We start from the raw sequence: 18,041 nt of genomic DNA on the forward strand, positions 1-18,041 counted from the left end.
AGCTGGCCATAATGTTCGCCGGGCGCTTCGACGCCTGAACGTATCTGAAAACCGCATGGGCCAGATCAGATACACAGAATTTCAGACACTCCCCTTCACATGGACACCGACCATCTGCACGCGCATTTCGTGGTCGACAAGCATGGCATCGAAGAAGGCCGGTTCCTGTCGATCTGTCGTCATGCCGCGCTGAACTTCGATGTGATGCGCGAGCTTCACGCCGAGATCAGCCAGTCGCACGGGCTGAACATCCTCGCCTCGTCGCGCCTTTCCCGCGGCATCATCGAGAACCCGCCGCGACAGTCCGAACTGCGAGCCTCGCGAGAGGGTGGAAAGCCCACACCCCCTGCCCCGACACCGCTGTCCGAAGGGGAGCGGAGCCGACGGCTTGCCGTGTTGCAGGGCTTCGCCCGCGAATACGACGCCTTGGGCGACCTCGCCGGTCTTGCCGCTGCAGCCGGCATCGAGACGGCCACCTCTTCCTACCTTACCCGGCTGGCCCGAGCACTTGGCGCCTCTGCCGCCGCTCTCAGACAAGGAGTTCCCCTGATGCCCGATCACTCGCTTCATGCCGAAGGCGATCCCGCCGCACGGGTTGAGGCTGCGCGCAGCGAGATGATCGCTTCGGCCACGGAGGCCTGGGAGGCAATCCGTGCCATGGAACCCTCGGCCGAGCGGGTCGATCTTGAACGGAGCTTTGCCGAACAGGCACGCGCCTCCCTGAAACTCGCCCCCGACAGCATCCTCTTGGCAGAGCATGCGCAAGTCGCCGACCGGAACACCGATCCCTACCACGACCCGACCCTCGCCTCGCTGGCGCGGCTAGAGCAGGGCCAAACCGAGGGGGTTTCCCTTGATGAGGGACTACGCGCGACCCTCGCCCATGTTCGCGATGAGATTGGCGAACGGCTGACGGCACTCTTCTCGATCCGGGAAGACGAGCTTCGCATAGCCGGCACGTCCGTCGAGGAAATGGTCGCCCGCTTCAGTTTGGCCGAGCGCAGCGAAGGTCAGCGGGCGAGTTGGATCACTGAGCAGCCGAACACGATGCAAAAGGTGTTCTGGATGGAAACGGAGCGTGCGCTCGGTCAGGAGGTTCGGGCAGAAGTCGCCGCCTTCAACCTTGCACCGGAACTGACCGAGGCCTTCGCGCGCGACCAGTTGCTGAGCGCCGATCGCCACATGAAGCTCTCCGAGGTGCCCGCGCTGGAAGCCATCGTCGACCGCCTGCATGACACCCTGAAACCCGAAGATCTCGACCGCGTCCGGTCCGGCGATCTCGCCCCGCTCAACGAGCAGGTCCGAGATCCAGCGCTCAGGGCTGCCGTGGCGCATGAACTGAAAAATGAGGGCGGTCTCGGTCAATCGAGCGAGGTCGGACCCTGGGCGGACCTGGCACGGGCGCAGCATCGCGCCGCCGAACTGGGGCAGCGCGACCGCGCCGTCGAACGCGACACCGGCCACGAACTCTGAGGACAGACCCATGCTCTCGAACCTCGACACCGCATGGCGGTATCCTCTGGCGCTGCTCCTCGGCCTGCTGACCGGTCTCTACATCGGCGGCATGCTGGCGACGATCTACGTGATCACCGCCTTCCGGGAGAGCCTCGATACGCTTAGCCCGATAGGCCCCTGGTTCCTTCGCTACGCCTGGGCCGACCTCGCCGCGCGGCCTTCGGTCCTGCAGGGCGCGCTGATCATCACTGGCGCCGTCACAGTCGCCCTGACGCTAGTCGGATTAGCCGGGGTGCATCGCGGGCGGCTGAACCAGTATGACGACGCGCACTTCCAGTCGCGCCGCGAGTTGAAGCGCAACAACATGGTCGGGACGCTCGATCAGAACGGCTTCATCTTCGGCAAGCTCGGCCTCCCGAAATCCGATGCGCCCTTCGTGATGGCACCGCCCGACCGTTTCCCGCATGCGATGATGATCGCGCCCACGGGCCGGGGGAAGGGCGTCGGCTTCGTCATCCCGAACCTCCTGCACTTCTCGGGCTCGGCGATCATCCTCGACGTGAAGGGCGAGAACTTCGCCAAGACCTCCATCCACCGCAAGCACGGCCTGAAGAACGGCATCTGGTACTTCTCGCCCTTCGATGAAGACCGTGGCTCGCACCGGTTCAATCCGCTTGCCCGGATCGCCGCCCTGCCCTCCGCCGAGCGTCAGTACACCGCGTTGAACTCGATGGCCGATCTCTTCCTCATCCCGGAAGGTGAAAGCGCACAGAGCTTCTTCAATGCCGGCAAACGGCTCTTCATCGCCTCGTGTCTCTACGCTATCGAACAGCGACGCCCGACCCTGGGCTTTGCCGGTGAGATCATGGCCGGGGGCGGTGACAAGAAGAAGAGCTACACGGCCATTGGCGAGACCACGAACATCCCGATCGTCTCCCGTACCTTCCTCGAGATGGCTGACGTCCCGGAAAAGACCCTCGGGGCCTATGTGTCTGTCATCCAGGGATCCGGGCTCGAGCTTTGGAACGACCCCGCGGTCGACCGGGTGACCTCAGCCAGCGACTTCGATTTCTCAACCTTCCGCCGCGATCCCCAAAGCCTTTACATCGTCGTCCAGCCCGAGCACCTGAAAACCTTGGCCCCCCTCGTCCGCCTTCTCTTCGCGGATGCCATCGCGTCCCTGCAGCGGCGCGAGCCGGGACCGGACGAGCCCCATGCGGTCATGTTCCTGATGGACGAGTTCGACCAGCTCGGACGCCAGCCCCTTGTCCTCTCTTCCATCAAGACCATCCGCAGCTTCGGCGGCCGGTTCTTCATCATATCCCAAACCATTCCCGGCCTCGATGACATCTATGGCGAAACTGGGCGGAGGTCCCTGCAGGGCGGGGCCGGTGTGCAGATCTACATGACACCTCAAGACGACCGGACGGCAGAGGTGCTCTCGAACGCCTTGGGGCGCTCCACGATCACCGCTTTGACCGAGAGCCAGTCTCGGGTGCGCGCTTTGGAGGACAGCGCGAATGTGAGCAGGCGGTCGGAAGAGCGGCCGTTGATTTCGGCGAACGAGGTGCTGCGGTTTCCCTTGGACGAAGTGCTGGTTTTGCCCGAGGGGCAATATCCGATCCGGGCGCGGCATATCCGATACTACGAGGATCGTTACTTCGGGCCGATTGATCGGGCGCGGAAAGGGAAGGTGCTGCCTACCATACAGGGAAGTGGAGCGGCTGGCAGGCAAGCCGCCGTTGGAAAGCTTTCGGGGTTGGTTGCGTCCGCAAAAGGTGCGGATGCCGAGGTTTTCGGGGAGGTGGCACGTGTGTTTCAGGGGATTGCAGAGAGTGCAAGGAGCAAACGGAAGCTGCCCGCTCGCGTCTGATTGGCGCCCAATGACCGAACCTCACCGCCTGCTCCAATGGGCGGATCATGACCCAAACAGACGTTCGCGTCGACTCATCGCATTATAGTGCGCAGGTCGGTCTTTGGACCTATCATGGCTCGCGCTTAGAGACCGGCACCGCAGCTGTGGAGTGCGTGGTTTATATCCTTGTGAACGAGGTTGGCATGATAGGACGGCTCCTCTCGGCGATCATCTTCCTGATGGCAGTTCCCGCCTGGATTTGGTTTGCAGGAAGCTATTCGGTCGCGCGCGACATTACTGTCGTAGTCGTCACCACTATCTTCTTCTTCGCGCTCGCCCGCCGATCCAAAGGAGATGCGGGGAGCCACCGCTCAGCGATTAGGGCAATGCTTCGACCGTCGATCGCTTTCACTTGGATGCTGGCATGCTGGGTCGCGATAAGCACTATGGATCGCATTTTCGTGTCTCCTCCGGTGGCACTCAACGGCAATGTGACCGCTCCACCATCTACTCGAGCCGATTTGACCAACAAAAGGATTGCGGTGGCACTGTCGGGCGGAGGTTACCGTGCCGCGCTTTTGCATGCCGGAGTGGTCATGCAATTGAACGAGCTTGGTGTACCTGTGACAAATATCGTTTCGGTTTCCGGTGGATCGATACTCGGTGGCTTTCTTGGCGCTGGTGGCGATCCGGCTGACTTCGTCAAAGCGGTGCGCGATGGGCGATTTCGGCTGATGCGTGAACTCACATCAGCATACCAACTGCCGCGATGGGTAATTCCCTTCACTGGGTACACGCGCCGCGATGTGCAAGCTGCTTTACTCCGACGGACGCTTCTGCCGGAAAATCTCGATCTAGACCAAGGACCAGAGGTCATGATCGCAATGACGGATTTGGCGCATGTAATGAGCGTCGGTTGGACGCGAGATGGGCTGATGTTTGCGGGCCCGACTACATCACGTTTCTACCGTTGGGGTGACGTGCTTGAAGCTAATGGCTTTGGTGACCTTGCTGACATTGTCGCGGTTTCCGGTGCCTTTCCTGGCGCTTTTCCGACCAAGCCAGTCTCGGTGACTTTTTCGCGGCTGGGATTGCCGCTTTCGGACGGGGCCGACGTCGTAACTATGGATCTAGCACTAAGCGATGGTGGCGTTCGTGACAATCTCGGTCTCAGGCTCATTACTGAGGCTGACGCGCATCAACGAGGCACTGCCGCAACCGCTATTGACCAGGAAGCGCTGCAGCCGGGTCCGGAATGGGCGATTGATCTCATCATCGTATCTGATGGCGGTGCCGCAATGTCGGTGGGTTCGGATGACATGGGTCTGATCGACGAAGTGTTCAGATCAATCGATATAGCTTCACTCGAAACCGGGATTATCCGTCCGATAGACAACAGCGTCGGGCCGCCTAGGCGTTTCCTTTCTCTGCCGGGCTTAATTGCTCCATACCCAGATTCGGAGATCGCTATCCGGCTAGATCCGAGCAAAGCCCGCCAGCGATACTTCTTCTTCCAGCCCGAGGTCTTCGATGATCAAACTCTCAAAATGATTGCGTCTCTTCCACCGGATAGCGTTCTTGCCCTCGCAGCGGTCCGGGATTTCCAGGCAGGTGGCTCGTCTCCGCCTATCCGAGATGTCGACCCACTGTGCACCAATGTACAAGGTGCCATTAACACCAATATTGACTGCGCATGGTGGCGCTTGGTGACAATCGTCGGCTCGGACGTTGAGAGCGCCGCAAATGTTTTTCGTTCATCTGGAACGTTGCGCGACGACTACTCGTCTGCGGAAGTCGACGCGCTTGTCCGGTTGGGTCGGTATTTCGTCTTGCTTCGTTGGCCATGGATAGAGGCTTGCCTTAGTGCAGTGGAAAGCGGGGCATCCGATACCCGCCAGACCTGCATGTTGTGACGAAGGGCCACTAAAGGCTTGCTGCTCTGACCCACCGGCTCACCCGACGTGGCCTTCTCGAGAGTTCACGCCCTCGGACGCGCGTCTCGTTTGATCCAAATACACGGAGCCGAAGAACCATCCTCTTCCGCCCTAAACGACCCTCACATGCACACCATCTCCGCCACCCCGCGCCGCCCGCCCTGCCGCGAAAGCTGCACCACCAAATCCACGCTTCCCTCGCAGTACCGTTTCACCTCTTCGAACCCCATGCCCAGCCCGGCGGCCATGACCATGATCGCCAACCGATCGATGGCCTTCCGGGCAGTGTCCGCATGGATGGTTGTAAACGACCCGCCGTGGCCAGTGTTGATTGCCTCGAGGAAGGTCCGGCTTTCCTCTCCCCGCAACTCGCCCAAGATGATCCGATCCGGCCGCATCCTGAGAGAGGCTTCGAGCAGCCGTGCAGGCGTCCGCTCGCCTTGAGCACTACGATCAGCCTTTAGAGCTACCGCGTTCTCCTGACGGGGGAATAGTTCGTAGGCATCCTCGATGGTCAGAATCCGCTCGCCCGGCTCCACCATCGACAAGAGCGACCGTGCAAATGTCGTCTTGCCGGTCGAGGTGCCGCCCGAAATCAGGATGTTCATGCGCTCTTCGACGCAAAGCCGCATGGCATCGACAACTTGCCCGGCCTTGGCCAGCTTCATCGCCTCCCCTACCCTTTCCCGACGCTTGGCGTCGAGGTCGACGAGTCCCCCATGCAAGAGCCGTGGCTCGATCAGCTGATCGGCCGCAACCTTGAACGGTCGGAAGGTGATGGCCATCCCGCCTTCCACGATGGGCGGTGCCACAACCTGTGCCCGGATCGCCATATCTCCCCAAACGATCTTTCCGGAGACGGTGGGCTTCTTGTCGGAGAACTGGACGCCGACGGCAGAAGCAATGGCCTGGCCAAGGTTGTTCGACAGAACCCGATCAATCGACAGATGCGCGACCCGCTCCATGTGCGTCGCGCCCTTCCGCTCGATCCAAACCTTTCCGTCCGGGTTGATCGCCACCTCCACCAGATCGTCCCGCAGAAACAGGGGCGCGAGCGGCGTCAGGTAGGTCCCGAGGAAACTCGGCCGATCATCCATCACCAGATTTCCAGATCACGGTCGACCATGACCGTGATCGCGGCCCCGGGAGCGACGGTGATGATTGGCGGCAGGCTCGTATAGGCCTCGACCGCTGAACCCATGGCTGCGCTCAGGTCCTCGCCCATGCTCTCGGCCGTGTCAGAGCTGATGTCGTCACTGTATTTCGCGGCGGCGACAGCGGGGGCCGCCCCGAGAAGTGAAATAAGCGCAGCTGACCCGAACCGCGCACCGAACCGGGTGTTGACCTTGCCGGTGAGCCCGGAGCGTCCTTGGGCATCGCCACCGAAGGCTTCCATCTGCACGGACTGCCCATCCGGGGTGACGAGCCGTGTCCAGGCGACAAGGATGCGACCTTGGCCGATGGCTACGTCCGAGGAATATTCGCCGAACAACCGCGAGCCAGCCGGGATCAGGATTTGCGCCTGGTCGAAGGACCAGATTGGCCGGGTCACGATCGCCGTAATTTGGCCAGGCAGGCTTGAGTCGACCGCATTTTCGAGGGTCGCATCAATCATCGTGCCCTGAAGGACGGTGTTCGATGGGTTGGCGATCACCTGGCTCACTTCGGTGGCGGCGGCTTCCCGCCCCGACTGCACGAAATCCCGCCCCGCAGCATCTCGACCCTCGGCCGGGGCTTCGGACATCCCCATGACTGCATCCCCTGCCCCACCCTTCTGCCCATCGTCAAAGACGACCGAAGGCGAGGCCACGCGGGCTGCGAGCTGCGCCTCGCGCCCGGCACGTTTGGCGGCCAATTCGGCTTCCCGAGCGGCGTCAGCGGCACCAGCAGCGTCGGCGCTTGCTTTCAGGACAGCGATCTCCTGATTGAACTGCCGCCGCATGTCCTCCATGAGAGCAAGGTTCTGGGACTGTGCCTCTTCCAGCGCGAGCGCCAGTTCCTTGGCGGTCTGGTCCTTCTCGGCATCGGCCCTGTCGGCAAGATCACCCAGTTCGCGTTGTAGCCGTTCGACCTCGGACTGGAGTGTGGCGTTCCGCGCTTCGAGGTCTTCGCGCTGAGAAGCCAGTTCCCCTTCGATGTCGGAGAACCCATCCCCGGTGGGCTTCGCTTCCGGTCCTGGCTCAATCGCCCCGAAAGGCGAGCCTCCAGCCTGATCCTGGAATTCCTCGACGGCGGAGGTTTCCACATCGGGAATGGCGCGGCTGGAAGGCCAGACCGTCCAGAGCGCGGCAAGGCTCGCCCCTGCGAGCAGCGCACCCATGCCAAGCTTTTGCTGTCGGGTCATCTTCGGCTTCGGTCGCTCGACCTTGTACTCCGGCTCTCGGCCCTTCTGCGGATCGGTCATCTCGGGATCAGCCATGTCAGAACTCCCATCCCTGAAGCTTGGCGAGCAGGACTGGGTCGGTGGTCATGCCCCCATCCACCCGCTCGATGCACAGAACTTGCGTGCCGATCCGGATCGAATAGGCGGAGCGCAGGCCCGAGACGCGGACGATGCTGCCCCGCGTGCCGGAGTTCAGCGTCACTTCGCGGCCCGTTGCATCCACACCGAAGATCGACGGCCGGAGGCCTGGGGCGAAGGCGAAGTAGGTCGCTTGCCCATCGTTCCAGATATGCACGGGCTTCAGGGTCTCGTCGCCCGACCAGGCATAGCCGATGTCGCGTGAGCCTGCGGCCACCGCGCTGCGTGTCGTGCGGCTCGTGCCCGTCTCGGGATAGCGCAGGACGAGCCGATAGGTCGGGTTGCGGGACCGGCCCTCGCTGATCGACAGCGAGATCGTGCGCCGCCCAGTATAGATCGTCATGTTGGTCTCGGCCCCGGCAATCAGGGGTTTCACGGAAACCGTGGTCCTGTTCGAGAGCACCTCGACCTCGAAGGCTTCGCTGTCGCCAAGAAGGACCGAGTCGATCCGCTCGCCCGCGCCTAGTTCGATGGCGGTGTTCACACGCAAATGCGTGTCGAGCCGGATGACATCGACGGGGTTGTAGAGGACCGACCGGACACGAGCGTCAGCGCCCATCGACGCGGGGGCGACTTCGGCGGTGGCAACACTCGCGACGCCGAGGGCGCAGGCGAAGGCAATGCCCGGGAGGAAGAGAAAACGGGTCATGGATTGGTCTCCAGGGTTTCGGCGTCGACGCGGTAAGCAGAGACGGTGAAGCCGAGCGGGTTTTCCCAGACATGGGCGAGGGAGCGTTCGGTCTTTGGCTCAAAGGCGAACTCGACCGTCGCGACGAAAGGCTGTGTCACCGGCTCCTGCTTCGTCTTGCGCAGGGTTTTCAGAAAGCGGATCTGGGCGACGTTCGGCGAAAGGAACGTGATCCGTCGAACGGTCACCGTGACTTCCGCACCGGGCCCATAGACATCGGGCGGATATGCAGAATTGCCGCCGCCCTTCGACCAGAGAAGCCTCAGGCTTTCTTCGGCACCCCCTGTCGAGCGGCGCTGGACGCTCTCAAGCCGCGCTTGAATCCCGGCAAGGAAATAGCCCTCGCGGTCGGAGACGTAAGCCACGAGGAGGCTTTGCTTCAGCGCTTCCTGGTCCTCGATCCCGGTAGGGGCGACCTGCAGGATGTTTTCGGCGTCACCGGTCTGGCGATCGACGAGGACGGTGAAAACCTGGGTTTCCCGCAAGGGCAGAACGAGGACCAGTGCGGTTGCAAGGATCAGGCTCAGCCCGCCTGCGGCACTCGCGACGATCCAGGCACGCCGGGCCGAGAGGCGGGGCTCCAGAACGAGATCGACATCAAATCCATGCGCCTCCATGGGCGGTCCTCCACTTCTCGAATTCTGGGGCATCAGCTTTTGCCGGGCGTCCGGCTGGCGAGCCGCATCGCGGTCTGCACGGCGGACCGCCCGATCTGTCCGGCGGTATTGCCGTTGAGGCGCGCGTCCGAAGGACGGCGACCACCTGCATCAAGGCCAGCCGTGCCTCGGCCCGCGCCGATCCCGGATGCAATTCCGGTGCGTCCATACCCCTTAAAGCTGTCGGCGGTGCGGAAGGTCGATGCCGCGACGCTGCCGAGACCGGTCGCGGTCGAGGCGAGGGACTGCGCGATCGTCGGCACCATGGCCATGAGGCCGGTGCCAAGCATCATGACGACCACGAAACTCAGGACATCGCCGATGGTCTCGACCGAGGCAAGGGAGGCGGGCGTCAGGTCGCGTGCGATCGCGATGGTGAAGGCCGCCATGCCCGAGGTCAGCATCGGGTAGAAAGCAAAACCGAGGGCGAGGTTTACCCATCGGTCAAAGAGCGGGGCTGTCACCTTGAAGAGCGTGCAGGCAATCGCGATAGGTGCGAAGATCACGAGGACGCCGATCATGATCTTCGCGGCCGAGATCACGATGATCGACACCGTCGCCATCAGGGCAGCCACGAGGAACATCAGGAGGCCCGCAAGACCACCGGTGATGTAGCTTCCGTTCTGGCTGATCGCCTGCCCGACATCGAGGGCCTGTAAGTAGAGCGAATCGAGCCCTTCATAGAGGTTGCCCGATCCACCACCGAAGGCCTCGAGCACGACCGCCCCGATCTCACTCGGGGCATTGGTCAGGACGCCATAGACCGCATTGAAGTTCGTCCAGGACGACAAAAAGGCCGACGCAACCGCGATACGAACCATCAGGCCGAGCCCATTGCGCAGGGTCATTGGCACGGCCTGTGCCATCAGGTTGATGCCGACCAGCGCCACCACCAGAACCGAGCCGACCCGGAAAACCGGCACGATCTCGGCGGCCACGGCGTCGAACGCCGTGGCGCCAACCGCGATTGCGGCGGCGTCGACCTGGGTCAGGATGTCGGCGATGATGGCCATGGATCACATGGACCGGCAGACGGTCTCGAGGTCGCGATAGTGCGCCTCGTTCTCGCGTTGGTGCTGAGTAAGGTAGGCCTCGAGGTTTCCCCGATCATCGTTGACGACGTCGGAAGCCGACTTACCCAAGACCTCAGACGTGAAGTTGTCGAAGCTGAATCCATCGAAGAGGCAACCACATGTCCCCGCCTCCAGGGCCTTCGTCTTCGCCGCTGTGATGTAGGCCTGCCGCGCGGCACCTTTGAAGCGCCAGTCGGTGATCCCCTCGGGCAGGTCGATCACTTCTTCGCAAGTGCCTGTCTTATCTCCGGCAAAGATCCCGGTCCGGCGCCGCTGCATTTCGCTCAGTAGCTCCAGAGCGGCCTCCGCATCCTGCGCCACTACCGCTTCCCGGGTTTCTTCGATCAGCTGAATGTCACTGAAAGTGGCGATGTCTTGCGCCGCAGCGAAGCTGGCAAAGCAGACCAGGACAGCAACCGCCGTGACGTGGTCAGACGCCCGCCGCATCATTCTGCCCCCGAATAGTCGAAGAAGCTCTTTTCCTTGGCCTGCTCTGCGGCCCAGTTCACACCCGTCTGGCCGGCGGCAAGCCCCGCAGCCGCGTTCAGCCGCCACATCTGGCCGAGCATGTAGTTGGTTTCGGCGGCCATCCGGGTGTTGAGGTCGATGCTTTCCTTCAGGCCCTCCTGATTGGCGATTTCAGCCACCAAACCGTCGATCCGCGCGAGGCTTTGGGCGGCTTCCTCATAGGAAAGCTGCGCCACGCCCATGGCCGTGGCACTCGTGGCTGCGGTCGTCGCGATGAGCTTGTCCTGCTGGTTCTCCGATGATGACAGTCCGGCCAGGGTTTCCGAGGTCAGCCCGGCCCCTTCCAGCGTGTCGCGCATATATTCGGCGGCCATCTTGTCGCCCATGGTCACGTCGCCATCGAGCAAGCTGTCCAGAAGCCCGTCGAAATCCCCGATGGTCAGTGCATCCTGGAAGCCGGAAAGGTCTGTGATCTTGGCCGCCCGTGAGCGCAGGTCCTCCGCCGAATTGTAGAGGCTCGCGATCTCGTTCAGGCCCGAGATCGACCCGAGGATGCCTTCGAGATTGGTCAGCTGCTCGAGGCCTGTCTCGACCTGTTTTTTCAACTCCTCGATCTGCGCGATCTGGTTTTCGGCATCGCGGAGGGCTGCCTGCAGCTGCTCGATGTTCTTGGCGAGGTTGGTACCGTCTATGACGGGCACGCCTTGGGCGAAGGCCGCTGACCCGATAAGAGAAAAGCACAGCGCCGCTGTCGCGGCCGTGAGGTTACGGTGCATCCGAATACTCCCAGAATGTCGTGTATTGCAGGGCTTGCGCGGCATCCGAGAGCTCACGCGCCGCCTCGACCTTGACTGCGCCCGCGCGCAGCCGCAGCGTCAGGGCCATGAGGCGGGCGCGCTCGGCGAGAATGTAAGTGTTCTGGTCGACCGCCTGTTTCGGGGTCTGGGGCTTGGCCTCTTCCAGGAACCCCTTGATCCGGGCCATCGCCGCCTCGATCTGCCCCGACTGCTGGCCGGAATAGCCGATGAAGGCCGAGGACATGTTGCCCCATTCGGCACTTGCACCCTCCACCCCCGCCAAAGTGCCGGTTACGTCCGCGCCAGTAATCACCGAGAGGTAGGCGTCGTAGTAGCCCGAGATCCTGCGGACGTAGTTCTGGGTTTCCTCGAAGGGTGGGATGCCGCCGTATTTCTGGACGTTGCCCGGCCCAGCGTTATAGGCCGCAAGCGCGAAGTCGATCCGGCCGAAGCTGTTGAGCTGGGTCGCGAGATAGCGTGCACCACCATCGAGGTTCTGCAGCGGGTCGGTCGGATCGACGCCGAGATCGGCGGCAGTGCCCGGCATCAATTGGCAAAAGCCCATGGCCCCGACCGGGCTGATCGCCGCGTTGGAGAACCCGCTTTCCTGTTTCACCAACGACTGGAAAAGAATGCGCCAGGTCGTGGGCGTGAGCCCGACCTTCACGACTCCGGGGTGCGTCTCGTAGCGCGCGGCCGTCGCGATGATCATCGCCTCGACCGTCTCACCTTCCCCGAAGAGCCGCTGGCTTTCCTGGCTTGTCTCCTCAAGGGGGTAGACCTCGTCGGCAGGCGGAAAGGTACCCGCCCCCATCTCGAAGCCGCTGAGATCGGTCACGCCAGTCGTATCCGCGAGGAAACGCTCGTAGGCAGCCAACTGATCATCTTCGATCTCGCTGAGCTTGGAGCGGGTGGTGAGTTTCTCACCCTGCTTCACGGCGTCTTCAGCCTGTTCTGCAAGTCGCGAGATGAAGTTCGAGAGCCGCGAGCCGTCGATGATCGGCACGCCTTGGGCCATGAGGCCCATGGGCACCGCAGTGCTGAGGAGAAGTCCGAGAAAGAGGGGTGCGCGACGCATGCGGTGGCTCAGTTCGCGCAAGGCGCGTCGGGGGCGTTCATCGTGGAGACGACGACCGTGGTGCCGTCGCTTTGCTCCCGCGCCGCGAAGTATTTGCCCTCGGCCCGGAACTGGCCGTGGCAGGGGGATACAGCCCCGGTCTCGACGCCAGCGCAGGCGGAGAGGAGGGTGATCCCGAGAAGGGAAAGGGGGATCAGGCGATTGCGTCGGGTCACGTCATGTCCTTCCAGAAATCAGGGGCGTCGCGCCAGCCGTAGGGGGCGCGGTCTTCGCCGGATCGGCCGCCGCCAAGCACGGCGAGTGCGGGCCCAAGGGCCGCGAGATCCATGTTCACAAAGACCGAGTCCCCGGCCGAGCGCAGGAGGGCGAGGCGCAGGCCACCCGTTGGCGTGCAGAGGAACTCGGCCTCTTTCTCGTTCAGCCGCAGGATCCGGTAATCCTCGGGGTTGGCGCGCGGGTTCGGATAGAGAAGCTGGGTCACCACGCTCTCGGCGATGATCTGACCGACCTTGACCCGCGTCAGATGGGTCGGTGTCTGGGTCAGCATCATCACGACGGCGTTCTTCTTCCGCATCGTGACCAGCCAGTCGTGCAGGCGCTTCTCGAAGATCGGATCGTCCAGCATCTTCCAGGCCTCATCGATGACGATGAGGGTCGGACGGCGATCCTCGATCACCCGCTCGATGCGGCGGAAGAGATAGGCCAGCAGCGCCGAGCGTTCGGTCCCGAGATCAAGGATCTCCGACATGTCGATGCCGACCACATCCTCGGACAGGCTGATCTGGGATGTGGCCCCTGGCCCAAAGAGCCAGCCATGCCGCCCGCCTTGCCCCCATTCCCGGACCCGGCCCACCAGATCGCCCTCGTCGTCGGTCGAGGCGACAAGGGTTGCAAGACCATCGAAGGTCCGGAGCCGCGGGTCGGCCGAAACGATCTGACGGACAGCTGCGTTCAGGCTGACGGTTTGCGCCGTCTCGAAGGGTCGCGATCCTGCGAGGATGTCACCGAGCCAGTCTGTGAGCCAGGCCGCCCCGCGCTCATCAGTCTCGGTTTGGAACGGATTGAGGCCCGTCGTCTCGCCGATCCGGATCGCGGAATATCTGCCACCCAAGGCGCGCACAGCCATCTCGAGGCCCCGGTCCTTGTCGATGACAAGGATTCGGGCATGCACCCGCCGGGCCTGCGCCATAAGGAACGCCGTTCCGAGGGTCTTGCCTGACCCCGTGCGGCCCAACACCAGCGTGTGGCCGGCGCTCGGCTCAGCACCGCGCTCGCCCTTATCGTGGAAATTGAAGCGATAGAGGCTTGAGGTGACCGTTGGCAGCGCCGTGATCGTCTCGCCCCAGGGCGACTGGACCTTCGGGCGGCCCTCGGTCACCCGATGCAGCGCCGCGAGGTGCGCGAAGTTCTGGGCTGACAGCAGCGCTGTGCGCGGGCGATAGGCCCAATTGCCCGGGGCTTGGGCAAACCAGGCCGCGCGGGCAGCGAAACTCTCGCGCACGAGCGTTGCCCCACAATCCTGCCCGGCGCGCCAGACTTCGGAGGCGGCTTCCTCCAGCTGTTCAGGGGTCTCGGCCGTGACCATGACCGTCAGGTGATGTTTGCCGAAGACTTGTCGGCCCGAGGCGACATTGTCGGCGGCCTCATACAGTTCCTGACGCAGAGTTTCGGCGGCATCCTCAGAAGCGCGCATCTGGCGCGCCGTGCGTTTGATGCGCTCTTCGATCTCGTTGTTGCGGGCGGGCGTGAAGCTGTTGGTGATGACGATGTCGTAGGGAAGTTCCAGCGCATCGAGCATCCGCGCCCAGGTGCGGGCCGGATAGGATTTCACGCCGAAGATCGTCCCGAAGCGCATCCCGACGCCGGTTTCGATTTCCACCCGCTTGCCGGCAAAAGTCATCTGCGATGACGCGATTGCCTCGCTGAGAAACTGGCCGCGCATCGGCAGAACCTTGGCCATCGGCTGCCCAAGAAGGACGCCAAGGAGACCAAGCCATTCCCCGGAAGAGATGCTCAGGCGCCGGAAGCCCAGACCCTGGCAGGCGCCAGCAAGGAGCCCCATCGCTTCATTCAGGCGTTCGATCCGCTGACCGAAATCGCCTGTGAAGGCTGCCTTGAAGAGGGCACCAATCAGGGGGACACGTTTCAGCGCGGTGGGGCGCAGGATGAGGGACACCATCAGCACCCGGCGCTTCAGCGTGCGGGCGCGAAGATGTCCCTGCCAGCGGGCATCCACCATGGCCGCGAATACCGCTCCAGTCCCCTCGCCGTCGAAGGGCTTCAGCAGGGGTGCGTCCGGCAGGGTCTGCTTGGAGACATGGAACCCGAAGCCTTCGCCCAACTGGCCGATCAGCCGCGCAAGCGAAGTGGTCGCGAGCGCGAGGTCCCCTTCTTCCGTCGTGAAACTGTCCTGCCCCTCGACCACGGCAGAGGCGATCAGATCACCCTGCCGGGTCAGGATCAGATTGTCCGCCGGTGCGGAGAGCCAGGGCAAGTGCCGGGCGAGGGTCTCGGCTGCGAGATCCTCAGACCGCAAGACAGATCGAAGCGCCGGAGTGGCCGGGAAGAGGGATTTGAGATCAGCTGACATGGCGATCTCCGCCAAAGGCCGACTTGCCTCGCGTGCGCGGGGTCCGGGAAAAGACCACCGCGACCGTCTCGAAGAGGTTCGGATTGCGGTCTGCCACGAACCACAGGACCGGATAGCCGACGACCCCGATCAGCAGAAACCGCCAGTCGTTCGCGCCCACGAAGGGAATAACCGAGCCCAGCATCAGGCTCACGAAATAGCCGATGGGCAGGCCGAAAATCTTCGGCGGCCGGGTGAGGCCGAGAAACAGGGGCGCGTCATGCATGGGAGAAATCCGGAGGATCGGCCAAGCCGGGTGTGCGTACACACCCGGCCTGTTGCCTTGCCCACCTCAGGGGGCCGCAAAGCCGTCGATGATGGTCGCGGCAGAGAAGACGAGGACCACGCCGAAGAAGATGGCAAGGAAGAGGGGCCAGTTCAGGCGGCCGGTGAACATCATGTAGCCCGCCGCCACGACCGCAAGGATGGCGATCAGCCGTCCAATCGGGCCGGTCAGTGCATCAACCACGGTCTGAAGCATGTTCTCGAGGGGATCGAGGTTCTGCGCGAGAGCGGGCTCCGCGAGGATCGCCGCAAAGGGCATGGCCAGCAAAAGGGTGTGCAAAGCCAGGCGCGGCAAACGCGCACCGAAAAGATTGCGGAACATCTGGATTACTCCGAACTGAGGGTTGCGTTGGTCAGCCGCAGAACCTTGGCCACATGGCCCTCGGTTTCGGCATAAGGAGGAATGCCGCCGTAATCGCGGACCGCTTCGGGTCCGGCGTTGTAGGCGGCGAGTGCAAGATCGGCAGCGCTGAAGTCCTCAAGCTGGGCGAGAAGATAGCGGGCAGAGCCGTGCAGGTTGTCTTCCGGGTCATAAGGATCGACGCCGAGCAGATCAGCGGTTCCTGGCATCAACTGCCCAAGACCGATGGCACCGACGGAGGAGCGCGCATCCGGATTGAAGGCGGATTCCACGGCGATGTTGGCCCGGAAGAGCGCCAGCCATTCCGTCCCGGAAAGCCCGGCCGCCTTCAGCGCAGGGTGGCGAAGATAGTCGTCGCCGACATCGAGAACGAGGTCCTCGATCTCGGCCGTGCCGCGCGGGCCCCTGCCCTTCGGGGGCGTGCCGTAGGACGCGAGCACAACGAGACCTTCGTCATCTGCATCGGCCTCAGCTTCATCTTCGAACTTGGCGCCGTTCAAATCGCCGCGTCTGGGAAGCTCTTTGCCAAAGTCGAGGACGCTGGCTCGAACCCTCAGGTCCTCAGCCCCTGCCCCGAGGTCGATGACCTCGGCCAAGGCCCCTTGTGCGACACAAAGCCAAAGCGCCAGCCCGCCGCAGAGGGTCAGGTCAAGGGGTAGGTTCTGCCTCCGCGTCATGGGTCCAGGTCGCCTTCTCGCCCTTCTTCAAAGGAACGGGGACCGTGGTCAGACCCAACTCGACCGCGAAGGAGATGAGACCAGTGACGGTCTTGAACTCCCGAGGTTCGAGCCCGCGCGAAATCACCAGAAGGGCTGTCTGGTCACCAAGACGCAACTGAATGCGCCAGGTGCCTTGCCAGACATTGAGAACCTTCTTTGCGTCCTCGACACAGAGGGCTTCGACGATGCCGCCTTCGGTCAGGGCCTCCTTCAGTCCGGCCTGCAAGATCACCGGGGTCAAGTTCCTCATGGGTTGGCACCTTCCGAAGCAACACGCTCACGGCAGAACATAGTGCATGTCGCGCTGATGAGAAACATGTCGTCGCGCAACGTGACGGCACCACTAGCGGTAGAATCCTATTGCGTCAATAGCGGTGTTTTGTAATTCATGCACATGTTTTGAAATCTCCGGATCGTGCATGCCCACCCTCCTCTCCAGAAGCGCTCGCCTCGTCGTCGCCACCCTGCTCACAAAGCTTGTCTGCGGGGTCGCTCAAGGCGCCACGGCACTGGACTGCCTGCCGCCGATCCCGCCCGCGCCGGTTACGGATGCCGCCACGCGTGCCGAGTTTCGCGTGGAGATCGGGCAGGAGTTCACGGCCTATTTCGATGAGGCGCAGGCCTATCTGCGCTGTCTGGATGCCGCGCGATCGGAGGTGTCCGAAGAGATCAACCGCGCGATCCGCGACTACCAGTCCCTCGTCCCGGAGCCTGACGGTTGATCGCGCCAGATCAAGTTTTCCCGCCCCTCCCTTCCCTGCTCTTTCACAAGGAAACCAGCAATGAACTCCCTACGAGCTGTGGCCGCCGTCGCAGCGACTGCCGTCTCAGTTTCTCTTTCGGCGCCCGCTGCCGCCTATCCCGTCGATTGCGCGATCCTTCTCTGCCTCGCAGGCGGCTGGCCTGCCTCGGCCGAGTGTGCCCACGCCCGTGCTGTGTTCATCGCGCGGATCACGCCGTGGCCGGTGGAGCCGCCGCTGCAGATCTGGAACTGTCCGATGCGGGCGTCCCTGAACCGCGAAACTTCCCCGATGGAGCGGCTGTTCGAGATCGTGCTCCAGCATGAGGGCGGGCCACGGCCCCAGTCATCGGTTGAGAGTTCCAGCGAGCTTTATCTGGCCCAAGACCAAGCTGACGTCGACATTTCCGGTCCGGCTTACGACTTCGTGCGTTCGATCCATGTATTTCAGATCGAATACCGGCGGCACCGCAACAGGGACGGTGACTGCAACACCTGGTCGACGATCCGCGAGGGGACCTACGGCGAACAGGGTGACTTCGCTTGGGCCCGGTCAACGCCAGCCCAGGTTCCGTCCGCATCAGCGTTCCGACCGGGGACAAGCTGTTCCGACTACTGGTTCCGCGGGGTCTTCGTCGACTGGACCGATTACGAGGGCACCTACGGCTTCGAGGAGGTGCGCTACTGATGACCTGATCTTCCAGCCTCTCCGGCACGATCGAAAGACTGAGACCCCTAGAAACAGAAACGACGCCAGACCATAGGCCCGACGCCGCACTGATT

At 63.0% G+C, this 18,041-nt stretch carries 19 protein-coding genes; 5 read left to right on the forward strand and 14 right to left on the reverse strand.

From position 1 onward, the window contains the following. The first annotated feature begins 99 nt into the window (after positions 1–99). From G481_RS26265 to G481_RS0116450, 3 genes are read left to right on the forward strand one after another with little or no spacing between them, the layout of a single operon-like run. Positions 100–1,473: a hypothetical protein gene (locus G481_RS26265; protein ID WP_028030989.1), complete on the forward strand. Its 1,374-nt coding sequence runs from the start codon at positions 100–102 to the stop codon at positions 1,471–1,473. 10 nt (positions 1,474–1,483) lie between these two features. Beyond that, positions 1,484–3,328 carry a type IV secretory system conjugative DNA transfer family protein gene (locus G481_RS24245; RefSeq protein WP_051294614.1) on the forward strand — a complete coding sequence of 615 codons (1,845 nt, stop codon included), beginning with the start codon at positions 1,484–1,486 and terminating at the stop codon, positions 3,326–3,328. Positions 3,329–3,375: 47 nt separating this feature from the next. Continuing rightward, positions 3,376–5,223, forward strand: a complete 1,848-nt coding sequence (locus G481_RS0116450; protein ID WP_154664653.1) for a patatin-like phospholipase family protein — start codon at positions 3,376–3,378, stop codon at positions 5,221–5,223. 143 nt (positions 5,224–5,366) lie between these two features. Here the strand turns inward: G481_RS0116450 and G481_RS0116455 are convergent, their stop codons facing one another. The 14 genes from G481_RS0116455 to G481_RS24270 form a co-directional block, all read right to left on the reverse strand. Then, positions 5,367–6,341: an ATPase, T2SS/T4P/T4SS family gene (locus G481_RS0116455; RefSeq protein WP_028030992.1), complete on the reverse strand. Its 975-nt coding sequence runs from the start codon at positions 6,339–6,341 to the stop codon at positions 5,367–5,369. Next, positions 6,341–7,663, reverse strand: coding sequence for a TrbI/VirB10 family protein (locus G481_RS0116460; RefSeq protein ID WP_051294615.1), 1,323 nt, complete (start codon positions 7,661–7,663; stop codon positions 6,341–6,343). Before G481_RS0116460 ends, G481_RS0116455 begins: the two co-directional genes overlap by 1 nt. Before the next feature lies 1 nt (position 7,664). Continuing rightward, positions 7,665–8,414, reverse strand: coding sequence for a TrbG/VirB9 family P-type conjugative transfer protein (locus G481_RS24250; RefSeq protein WP_051294616.1), 750 nt, complete (start codon positions 8,412–8,414; stop codon positions 7,665–7,667). After that, positions 8,411–9,070: a VirB8 family type IV secretion system protein gene (locus G481_RS0116470; RefSeq protein WP_028030994.1), complete on the reverse strand. Its 660-nt coding sequence runs from the start codon at positions 9,068–9,070 to the stop codon at positions 8,411–8,413. The genes G481_RS24250 and G481_RS0116470 overlap by 4 nt, the downstream gene beginning before the upstream one ends. A gap of 32 nt (positions 9,071–9,102) precedes the next feature. Further along, complete coding sequence (locus G481_RS0116475) at positions 9,103–10,122, reverse strand: TrbL/VirB6 family protein (RefSeq protein WP_028030995.1); 1,020 nt, start codon at positions 10,120–10,122, stop codon at positions 9,103–9,105. Between the two features lie 3 nt (positions 10,123–10,125). Then, positions 10,126–10,629 carry a hypothetical protein gene (locus G481_RS0116480; RefSeq protein ID WP_161630537.1) on the reverse strand — a complete coding sequence of 168 codons (504 nt, stop codon included), beginning with the start codon at positions 10,627–10,629 and terminating at the stop codon, positions 10,126–10,128. Further along, on the reverse strand, positions 10,629–11,426 hold the full coding sequence (locus G481_RS0116485; RefSeq protein ID WP_161630538.1) for a type IV secretion system protein: 798 nt from the start codon (positions 11,424–11,426) through the stop codon (positions 10,629–10,631). Before G481_RS0116485 ends, G481_RS0116480 begins: the two co-directional genes overlap by 1 nt. Beyond that, complete coding sequence (locus G481_RS24255; protein ID WP_051294618.1) at positions 11,416–12,525, reverse strand: lytic transglycosylase domain-containing protein; 1,110 nt, start codon at positions 12,523–12,525, stop codon at positions 11,416–11,418. The genes G481_RS0116485 and G481_RS24255 overlap by 11 nt, the downstream gene beginning before the upstream one ends. Before the next feature lie 8 nt (positions 12,526–12,533). After that, complete coding sequence (locus tag G481_RS0116495) at positions 12,534–12,740, reverse strand: hypothetical protein (RefSeq protein ID WP_028030998.1); 207 nt, start codon at positions 12,738–12,740, stop codon at positions 12,534–12,536. Further along, positions 12,737–15,115 carry a VirB4 family type IV secretion/conjugal transfer ATPase gene (locus G481_RS24260; RefSeq protein ID WP_084451039.1) on the reverse strand — a complete coding sequence of 793 codons (2,379 nt, stop codon included), beginning with the start codon at positions 15,113–15,115 and terminating at the stop codon, positions 12,737–12,739. Before G481_RS24260 ends, G481_RS0116495 begins: the two co-directional genes overlap by 4 nt. Beyond that, entirely contained in the window at positions 15,105–15,380 is a 276-nt protein-coding gene (locus tag G481_RS0116505) for a VirB3 family type IV secretion system protein (protein ID WP_028030999.1), read from the reverse strand. Before G481_RS0116505 ends, G481_RS24260 begins: the two co-directional genes overlap by 11 nt. A 66-nt stretch (positions 15,381–15,446) precedes the next feature. Further along, the gene (locus G481_RS0116510; RefSeq protein ID WP_084451041.1) at positions 15,447–15,761 is read right to left on the reverse strand and encodes a TrbC/VirB2 family protein; all 315 of its coding nucleotides are present in this window, start codon (positions 15,759–15,761) and stop codon (positions 15,447–15,449) included. A 5-nt stretch (positions 15,762–15,766) separates the two neighbouring features. Next, on the reverse strand, positions 15,767–16,396 hold the full coding sequence (locus G481_RS24265) for a lytic transglycosylase domain-containing protein (RefSeq protein ID WP_245594992.1): 630 nt from the start codon (positions 16,394–16,396) through the stop codon (positions 15,767–15,769). Between the two features lie 52 nt (positions 16,397–16,448). After that, positions 16,449–16,769 (reverse strand): hypothetical protein, encoded by a 321-nt coding sequence (locus G481_RS24270; protein WP_051294621.1) that lies wholly within the window; start codon positions 16,767–16,769, stop codon positions 16,449–16,451. A gap of 169 nt (positions 16,770–16,938) precedes the next feature. Here G481_RS24270 and G481_RS0116525 point away from each other — a divergent pair, with 169 nt between their 5' ends. Continuing rightward, the gene (locus tag G481_RS0116525) at positions 16,939–17,241 is read left to right on the forward strand and encodes a hypothetical protein (RefSeq protein ID WP_028031001.1); all 303 of its coding nucleotides are present in this window, start codon (positions 16,939–16,941) and stop codon (positions 17,239–17,241) included. 60 nt (positions 17,242–17,301) lie between these two features. Then, entirely contained in the window at positions 17,302–17,946 is a 645-nt protein-coding gene (locus G481_RS0116530) for a hypothetical protein (RefSeq protein WP_028031002.1), read from the forward strand. The last annotated feature ends 95 nt before the right edge of the window (positions 17,947–18,041 follow it).

This window comes from Gemmobacter nectariphilus DSM 15620 (genome assembly GCF_000429765.1).
Classification (GTDB): Bacteria; Pseudomonadota; Alphaproteobacteria; order Rhodobacterales; family Rhodobacteraceae; genus Wagnerdoeblera; species Wagnerdoeblera nectariphila.

Excerpts from the sequence above, each read along its gene's own strand:
- G481_RS0116475 (WP_028030995.1), bottom strand. The coding sequence starts at position 10,122 with ATGGCCATCATCGCCGACATCCTGACCCAGGTCGACGCCGCCGCAATC.
- G481_RS24255 (WP_051294618.1), bottom strand. The coding sequence starts at position 12,525 with ATGCGTCGCGCACCCCTCTTTCTCGGACTTCTCCTCAGCACTGCGGTG.
- G481_RS26265 (WP_028030989.1), top strand. The coding sequence starts at position 100 with ATGGACACCGACCATCTGCACGCGCATTTCGTGGTCGACAAGCATGGC.
- G481_RS24245 (WP_051294614.1), top strand. The coding sequence starts at position 1,484 with ATGCTCTCGAACCTCGACACCGCATGGCGGTATCCTCTGGCGCTGCTC.
- G481_RS0116455 (WP_028030992.1), bottom strand. The coding sequence starts at position 6,341 with ATGGATGATCGGCCGAGTTTCCTCGGGACCTACCTGACGCCGCTCGCG.
- G481_RS0116505 (WP_028030999.1), bottom strand. The coding sequence starts at position 15,380 with ATGCATGACGCGCCCCTGTTTCTCGGCCTCACCCGGCCGCCGAAGATT.
- G481_RS0116485 (WP_161630538.1), bottom strand. The coding sequence starts at position 11,426 with ATGCACCGTAACCTCACGGCCGCGACAGCGGCGCTGTGCTTTTCTCTT.
- G481_RS24270 (WP_051294621.1), bottom strand. The coding sequence starts at position 16,769 with ATGAGGAACTTGACCCCGGTGATCTTGCAGGCCGGACTGAAGGAGGCC.
- G481_RS24250 (WP_051294616.1), bottom strand. The coding sequence starts at position 8,414 with ATGACCCGTTTTCTCTTCCTCCCGGGCATTGCCTTCGCCTGCGCCCTC.
- G481_RS0116460 (WP_051294615.1), bottom strand. The coding sequence starts at position 7,663 with ATGGCTGATCCCGAGATGACCGATCCGCAGAAGGGCCGAGAGCCGGAG.
- G481_RS0116480 (WP_161630537.1), bottom strand. The coding sequence starts at position 10,629 with ATGCGGCGGGCGTCTGACCACGTCACGGCGGTTGCTGTCCTGGTCTGC.
- G481_RS0116530 (WP_028031002.1), top strand. The coding sequence starts at position 17,302 with ATGAACTCCCTACGAGCTGTGGCCGCCGTCGCAGCGACTGCCGTCTCA.
- G481_RS0116470 (WP_028030994.1), bottom strand. The coding sequence starts at position 9,070 with ATGGAGGCGCATGGATTTGATGTCGATCTCGTTCTGGAGCCCCGCCTC.
- G481_RS0116525 (WP_028031001.1), top strand. The coding sequence starts at position 16,939 with ATGCCCACCCTCCTCTCCAGAAGCGCTCGCCTCGTCGTCGCCACCCTG.
- G481_RS0116450 (WP_154664653.1), top strand. The coding sequence starts at position 3,376 with ATGACCCAAACAGACGTTCGCGTCGACTCATCGCATTATAGTGCGCAG.
- G481_RS24260 (WP_084451039.1), bottom strand. The coding sequence starts at position 15,115 with ATGTCAGCTGATCTCAAATCCCTCTTCCCGGCCACTCCGGCGCTTCGA.
- G481_RS0116510 (WP_084451041.1), bottom strand. The coding sequence starts at position 15,761 with ATGTTCCGCAATCTTTTCGGTGCGCGTTTGCCGCGCCTGGCTTTGCAC.